Raw genomic sequence first — 6,643 nt, forward strand, 5'->3', positions numbered from 1 at the left:
GCGTGCGATTCTGCGTCTGGTGGCCGGGCAGGGCCCGGCGAACACTGCCGGAGGACTCGGCGAGCGAGCTAGGCCAGCACCGCGGCGATCTCGGCGGCCGCGTCCTCGCCGTACGCGCCGGCCAGCCGGCTCTTGGCGACCTCGTGGTCCCAGGCCCACTCCTGCGTTCCCGTGGACTCCAGCACCAGCACCGCCACCAGCGACCCCAGCTGCGCCGAGCGCTCCAGGCTGAGGCCCGCGCTGCGCCCGGTGAGGAAGCCGGCCCGGAAGGCGTCGCCGACGCCGGTGGGGTCGACCTGGCTGGTCTCGGGCACCACGTCGACGTGGGTGACCGTGCCGTCGGGTTCGACCAGGTCCACGCCCTTGGGGCCGAGCGTGGTCACCCGCAGCTCGACCTGGGCCGCCACGTCGGCCTCCGTCCAGCCGGTCTTGGACAGCATCAGGTCCCACTCGTAGTCATTGGTGAACAGGTACTTGGCGCCGTCGGTAAGCGTGCGGATCTCGTCGCCGGACAGCCGGGCCAGCTGCTGGGACGGGTCGGCGGCGAAGGGCAGCCCGAGCTTGCGGCACTCCTCGGTGTGCACCTGCATGGCCTCCGGGTCGTTGGCCCCGATGATGACCAGCTCCGGCGTGCCGACGGACGACACCACGTCGGCGAGCTTGATGTTGCGGGCCTCCGACATGGCGCCCGGGTAGAACGACGCGATCTGAGCCATGTCGACGTCGGTGGTGCAGGTGAAGCGCGCGGTGTGCGCGGTCTCGGAGATCAGGACGTTGTCGCAGTTGACGTTGTGGGACACCAGCCAGTTGCGGTAGTCGGCGAAGTCGTCGCCGGCGGCGCCGACCAGCGCGACGTCGCCGCCCAGCACACCGATGGCGAACGCGATGTTGCCCGCCACGCCGCCGCGATGGATGACCAGGTCGTCGACCAGGAAGCTGAGCGACACCTTCTGCAGGTGCTCCGGCAGCAGCTGCTCGGAAAATCGGCTGGGGAACCGCATCAGGTGGTCGGTCGCAATCGAACCCGTTACCGCGATCGTCACGAAATCTCCTTCGTTAGTAAGGTTATCTAGCTTACTCAGGCGTATCGAGCGTCGTCGCGTCACGGTCCGCGCAAAGGGGTGCGCTAGCCTGCCTAGAAAGTCACTCAGCCGCCGGGACCCCGCCTTGGCCGCAGCCCCGCTCATGGTCCCGCCCACCAGCGTAGGAGAACCACATGGCAGGTCCGCACTGGCCGGACCAGAGTGTCGGCACCGACGGACCAACCCCCCAGCCCCAGCCGCTTGAGTTCCCCGATCAGCCCGCCGCCGACGCGCCGCCGAATTATCCCGGGCAGCCGGTGCCCTACCCGCAGCGGCGATCCAAGCGGCGCATCGTCATCGGCGCACTGCTGGCCTTAGTGCTGGCGGCCGCGCTGACGCTGGCGATCACGTACGGGGTTCGCACCAACGGGGCCAACACCGGCACCTCGCTGTCCGACGGCGCGGCCAAAACGGCCATTCAGGAGTACCTGGACGCGCTGGAGCACCGCGACATCGACGTCATCGTCCGCAACGCGCTGTGCGGCATGTACGACGGCGTGCGCGACAAACGCTCCGACCAGGCCCTGGCCAAAATGAGCAGCGACGCCTTCCGCAAGCAGTTCTCCGAGGTGGAACTGACGTCCGTCGACAAGATCGTGTACCTGTCGCAATACCAGGCGCAGGCGCTGTTCACCATGCGGGTCACCCCCGCGGCCGGCGGCCCGACACGCGACGACGTGCAAGGGGTGGCCCAGCTGCTATTTCAGCGGGGGCAGATCGAGGTCTGCTCGTATGTGCTGCGCACCGGCGGCTCCTACTGAGCCGTCGATCTCAGGTCAGTTGAAGGAGTCCCCGCAGGCGCACGAACCGGTGGCGTTGGGGTTGTCGATGGTGAAGCCCTGCTTCTCGATGGTGTCGACGAAGTCGATGGACGCGCCCTCGACGTAGGGCGCGCTCATCCGGTCGACCGTCAGGGTCACGCCGCCGAACTCCGCGGTCAGGTCGCCGTCCAGCGATCGGTCGTCGAAGAACAGGTTGTAGCGCAGCCCGGCGCAGCCACCCGGCTGGACCGCGATGCGCAGCGCCAGGTCATCACGGCCCTCCTGGTCCAGCAGGGACTTCGCCTTGGCGGCGGCGGCATCGGTCAGGATCACGCCGTGGGTCTTGGCGGTTGACTCGTTTTGCACCGTCATTGCTTCTCCTAGTTGGCACTTTTTCTAGTTGGTCCTGGTCGGCTCGACATCCGGGCGATCGCTCGGGAAAAAGCCCACTGCATCAACGGTACATTGCGGGACCGCTATTCCCGAGTCGCGCCGCGACCTGGGAGGCCAAACCCATCAGCTGATTGGCCGCGTCGGCCTGCGCCAACCGCACCGAACCTGCGTAATCGGCGATGGACAGCGCGGACATGATGCCCGACGAGCGCACCGCGGAATTCTCCAGGTCGACCTGCCCGGCCAGCACGATCACCGGAATGCCCAGCGGGCGGGCCGACTCGGCGAGATAGCCGACCACCTTCCCGAACAGGGACTGCTCGTCGAAGCGGCCCTCACCCGTGACGATCATGTCCGCGACCTCGAGTTCGTCGGCCAGGCCGGTGTGCTCGGCGATGATCTCCGCGCCCAGCTCGCAACGGCCGCCCAGCGCCATCAGCCCGGCCCCGATGCCGCCGGCGGCCCCGGCGCCCGGCTCCGAGCTCACGTCCCGTCCGGCCGCGGCCTCCAGTTCCAGCGCCCACGCCTCGAGGCGGACTTCCAGGGCGGCGACGGCGGCGGTGTCCGCGCCCTTCTGCGGCCCGAACACCCTGGCCGCCCCCCAGGGGCCCACCAGTGGGTATTCGGTGTCCGAGGCGGCGATCAGGTCCACGTTGGTCATCCGCTGGCGCGCCTCCGCCAGGCCGCCGAGCTGGGTGATCATCCCCTTCCCGCCGTCGGTGCAGGCGCTGCCTCCCAGCCCGACCACGATCCGCATCGCGCCGGCCCGCAGCGCCTCGTCGATGAGCTGCCCGACGCCGCTGCTGTCGGCCGCAAGCGCGGTCTCCGGGGTGGGCGGACCGCCGAGCAGGGCCAGGCCGCAGGCCTGCGCGCACTCCAGGTACGCCGTCCGCGAGGTGCGGTCGAACACCCAGGCGGCCTCCACCGTGCTGTCCAGCGGCCCGCACACCCGCACCCGCCGCGTCTGCCCCAGCCGCCGGCCCAGCACCTCGACGAAACCGGGGCCGCCGTCGGACATGGGCGCGACGGTGAACCGATCGCCGGGACGTGACCGCGTCCAGCCGGTCGCGATGGCGGCGGCGGCCTCCACGGCGGACAAGCTGTCCCCGTAGCAATCCGGGGCGACCAAGACCTGCATGGCCGGCAGGCGCAGACGGCCCGGTGCGAGGCCAGCGGCAGCGTCATCCGAGGCCATCGTGCCGTCGTCCATCACAGGTAGCCATTCATCACAGTCAAGCGTAAGCGTCACGCGTTGCGCTGGCGCATGACCAATAACAACGCATTCCAGGTCCGTTACGGGCCGGTCTCCCCGCGAAGTAACCTGGCCATTGTGAAGCTATTGGGCCGCAAAAAGGGCGAGAACGACGACTTCGCAGTTGCCGAAGTCGAGACGGACGGTGCCGCCGAGACCGCGCCGCGCCGGACCGGGCCCAAGGGCCGGCCCACGCCCAAGCGCAGCGAGGCGCGGCGCAACGCGCGGAAGGGCCCGATCGCACCGGCACCCATGACCGCGTCCGAGGCGCGGGCCCGGCGCAAGACGCTGGCCGGGCCCAAGCTCAGCCGCGAGGAGCGCCGGGCCGAGCGGACGGCGAGCCGGGCGCGGATGACGGACCGCCGCGAGCGCATGATGGCCGGCGAAGAGGCCTACCTGTTGCCGCGCGATCAGGGACCCGTCAAGCGCTACGTGCGCGACGTGGTGGACTCCCGGCGCAACGCGCTGGGCCTGTTCATGCCGGCGACGCTGCTCTTGCTGTTCGCCTCGTTCGGTGTACCGCAGGTGCAGCTGTACGCCTCCCCGGCGATGCTGGTGCTGATGGTCGTGATGGGCGTCGACGGAGTCCTGCTGGGCCGCAAGGTCAGCAGGCTGGTCGACGCGAAGTTCCCCGACAACACCGAAAGTCGTTGGAGGCTGGGCATTTACGCCGCCGGCAGGGCTTCGCAGCTGCGCCGCATGCGCACGCCCCGGCCCCAAGTCGAACGCGGCAGCAGTGTCGGCTGACCGGCGCCCGAAAGCCGCCTGACCCCGGTGCGCACCCTGGTGCTCGGCGGGATCCGCTCGGGCAAGTCCCGCTGGGCCGAGGAGGCCATCGCCACGTCGCTGCCGCCAGGGCAGCCGGTCCGTTACCTGGCGCCCCGCGTCGAGGGTCACGCCGACGCGGACTGGGCGGAACGGGTCGCGCGGCACCGGGAGCGCCGGCCCGCGCATTGGTCAACGGTCGAAACGGACGACGTCACAGGGCAATTGCGCCAGTCGCCGGGTAGCCCGACGCTCGTCGACGACCTCGGCGGCTGGCTCACCGGCACGCTGGACCGCAACGGCGCGTGGGACGACGGGTCGGTAACCGGGGCCCCCGTAGGCGACGCAATCGACGACATGCTCGCCGCGGTAGGCGAATTCGGTTCCACGCTGGTGCTGGTCAGCCCGGAGGTCGGGTTGACCGTGGTGCCGGCCACCGCGTCCGGGCGCCGGTTCACCGACGAACTGGGCAGCCTGAACCAGCGCATCGCCGAGCTGTGCGATCGGGTGGTGCTGGTGGTGGCCGGGCAGGCGGTGCAGATCAAGCCGTCGGGAACCTGATGGAATTCGCCCCGGTATCGCCGCCCGACGCGGACGCCGCCGCAGCGGCCCGCGCCCGCCAGGACACGCTGACCAAGCCGCGCGGCGCCCTGGGGCGCCTCGAGGACCTGTCGGTATGGGTCGCCTCATGTCAGGGGCATTGTCCGCCAAGACAATTCGATCGCGCCCGGGTGATCGTCTTCGCGGGTGACCACGGGGTCGCGCGCTCGGGGGTGTCGGCGTACCCGCCGGAGGTGACCGCCCAGATGGTCGCCAACATCGACGCCGGCGGCGCGGCGATCAACGCGCTGGCCGGAATCGCCGGCGCGACGGTGCGGCTGGCGGACTTGGCGGTCGACGCCGAGGCGGCCTCGGAGCGGATCGGCGCCCACAAGGTGCGGCGCGGCAGCGGCGACATCACCGCGCAGGACGCGCTGTCCGACGCCGAGACCATCGCCGCGATCGCCGCGGGCCGGGCGATCGCCGACGAGGAGGTCGACGCCGGCGCCGACCTGCTGATCGCGGGCGACATGGGGATCGGAAACACCACCGCGGCGGCGGTTTTGGTGGCGGCGCTGACGAACGCCGAGCCGGTCGCCGCGGTCGGCTTCGGGACCGGGATCGACGACGCGGGCTGGGCGCGCAAGACCGCCGCCGTGCGTGACGCCCTGTTCCGGGCGCGGCTGGTGTTGCCCGACCCGGTCGGGCTGCTGCGCTGCTGCGGCGGCGCGGATTTGGCCGCGATGGCCGGCTTTTGCGCGCAGGCCGCGGTGCGGCGCACCCCGCTGCTGCTCGACGGCCTGGCGGTGACCGCCGCGGCGTTGGTCGCCGAGCGACTGGCGCCCGGCGCGCGGCACTGGTGGCAGGCCGGTCACCGTTCGACGGAGCCGGCCCACGAGCTGGCCCTGGCGGCCCTCGAGTTGGACCCGATCCTGGACCTGCGCATGCGCCTCGGCGAGGGAACAGGCGCCGCGGTCGCGCTGCCGGTGCTGCGCGCGGCGGTGGCCGCGCTGTGCTCGATGGCGACCTTCTCAGAAGCAGGGGTGGCCGGCCCCGGCGCCCCGCCGCCGTGATGCGATCCCTGGCAACGGCTTTCGCGTTCGGAACGGTGCTACCCGTCCCGGGCACGCGGAACGCCCTGATGGGCCGCGGCGCGATGACCGCGCTGCCCGTGGTCGGTGCCGCGCTGGGGGCGTTGGCCGCGGGCGTGACGTGGTGTGGCGCTTGGGTTTTCGGTTCGTCGAGCCCGCTGTCCGGGTTGCTCGCCGTGGCGGCGCTGCTGCTCGCCACCCGCGGGCTGCACATCGATGGCGTCGCCGACACGGCCGACGGGCTGGGTTGCTACGGCCCGCCGCAGCGCGCGCTCGCGGTGATGCGCGACGGGTCGACCGGACCGTTCGGTGTGGCGGCCGTCGTGCTGGTGATCCTGTTGCAGGGGTTGGCCTTCGCGGCGCTGAAGCCGTCGGCCATTGCCCTGGCGGTGTTTTCCGGCCGGGTCGCCGCCGCGCTGGCCTGCCGCCGGTCGGTGCCGGCGGCCGAGGGCAGCGCGCTCGGCGCGCGGGTCGCGGGGAGTCAGCCGGCGCCGGTGGTGGCGGCCTGGGCGGCGGCGCTGCTCGCCGTGTCGCTGCTGGCGGGTTCGCGGCCGTGGCAGGGGCCGGTGGCGGTCCTGGTGGCGCTGGGCTGTGGCGCGGCGCTGGTGGCGCACTGCGTGCGCCGGTTCGGCGGCATCACCGGTGACGTGCTGGGCGCCGCGATCGAACTCACCACGACGGTGAGTGCGGTGGTGTTGGCGGCTTTTCACTGACGAGCAGACGCAAAAGCCCCCGACACGCCGCGCGCAAGGGGCTTTC

General features: G+C 71.6%; 8 protein-coding genes. 5 read left to right on the plus strand and 3 right to left on the minus strand.

Annotated elements, in window-relative coordinates; all coding sequences use genetic code 11:
• Nucleotides 1-68: 68 nt before the first annotated feature.
• Nucleotides 69-1,043: a carbohydrate kinase family protein gene (locus tag AC5Y2S_RS26310; protein WP_499959368.1), complete on the minus strand. Its 975-nt coding sequence runs from the start codon at nucleotides 1,041-1,043 to the stop codon at nucleotides 69-71.
• A 173-nt stretch (nucleotides 1,044-1,216) separates the two neighbouring features.
• Here AC5Y2S_RS26310 and AC5Y2S_RS26315 point away from each other — a divergent pair, with 173 nt between their 5' ends.
• Nucleotides 1,217-1,843, plus strand: a complete 627-nt coding sequence (locus AC5Y2S_RS26315) for an Rv0361 family membrane protein (protein WP_499959370.1) — start codon at nucleotides 1,217-1,219, stop codon at nucleotides 1,841-1,843.
• Between the two features lie 15 nt (nucleotides 1,844-1,858).
• On the opposite strand, the gene AC5Y2S_RS26320 is transcribed toward AC5Y2S_RS26315, so the two are convergent.
• Nucleotides 1,859-2,215, minus strand: a complete 357-nt coding sequence (locus tag AC5Y2S_RS26320) for an iron-sulfur cluster assembly accessory protein (RefSeq protein ID WP_499907091.1) — start codon at nucleotides 2,213-2,215, stop codon at nucleotides 1,859-1,861.
• Between the two features lie 82 nt (nucleotides 2,216-2,297).
• Nucleotides 2,298-3,374, minus strand: coding sequence for a glycerate kinase family protein (locus AC5Y2S_RS26325; protein WP_499959386.1), 1,077 nt, complete (start codon nucleotides 3,372-3,374; stop codon nucleotides 2,298-2,300).
• A gap of 192 nt (nucleotides 3,375-3,566) precedes the next feature.
• Between AC5Y2S_RS26325 and AC5Y2S_RS26330 the strand changes: the two genes are divergently transcribed.
• The 4 genes from AC5Y2S_RS26330 to AC5Y2S_RS26345 are packed head-to-tail and all read left to right on the plus strand — an operon-like array spanning nucleotide 3,567 to nucleotide 6,597.
• Nucleotides 3,567-4,235, plus strand: coding sequence for a DUF3043 domain-containing protein (locus AC5Y2S_RS26330; RefSeq protein ID WP_499959371.1), 669 nt, complete (start codon nucleotides 3,567-3,569; stop codon nucleotides 4,233-4,235).
• A gap of 27 nt (nucleotides 4,236-4,262) precedes the next feature.
• The gene (locus tag AC5Y2S_RS26335) at nucleotides 4,263-4,814 is read left to right on the plus strand and encodes a bifunctional adenosylcobinamide kinase/adenosylcobinamide-phosphate guanylyltransferase (RefSeq protein ID WP_499959372.1); all 552 of its coding nucleotides are present in this window, start codon (nucleotides 4,263-4,265) and stop codon (nucleotides 4,812-4,814) included.
• Nucleotides 4,811-5,866 (plus strand): nicotinate-nucleotide--dimethylbenzimidazole phosphoribosyltransferase, encoded by a 1,056-nt coding sequence (gene cobT / locus AC5Y2S_RS26340; RefSeq protein ID WP_499959387.1) that lies wholly within the window; start codon nucleotides 4,811-4,813, stop codon nucleotides 5,864-5,866. Before AC5Y2S_RS26335 ends, cobT begins: the two co-directional genes overlap by 4 nt.
• A complete protein-coding gene (locus tag AC5Y2S_RS26345; protein WP_499959373.1) occupies nucleotides 5,863-6,597 on the plus strand; it encodes an adenosylcobinamide-GDP ribazoletransferase in 735 nt (244 codons plus the stop codon). The genes cobT and AC5Y2S_RS26345 overlap by 4 nt, the downstream gene beginning before the upstream one ends.
• Nucleotides 6,598-6,643 lie beyond the last annotated feature (46 nt).

The organism is Mycobacterium sp. NGS69 (genome assembly GCF_059812165.1).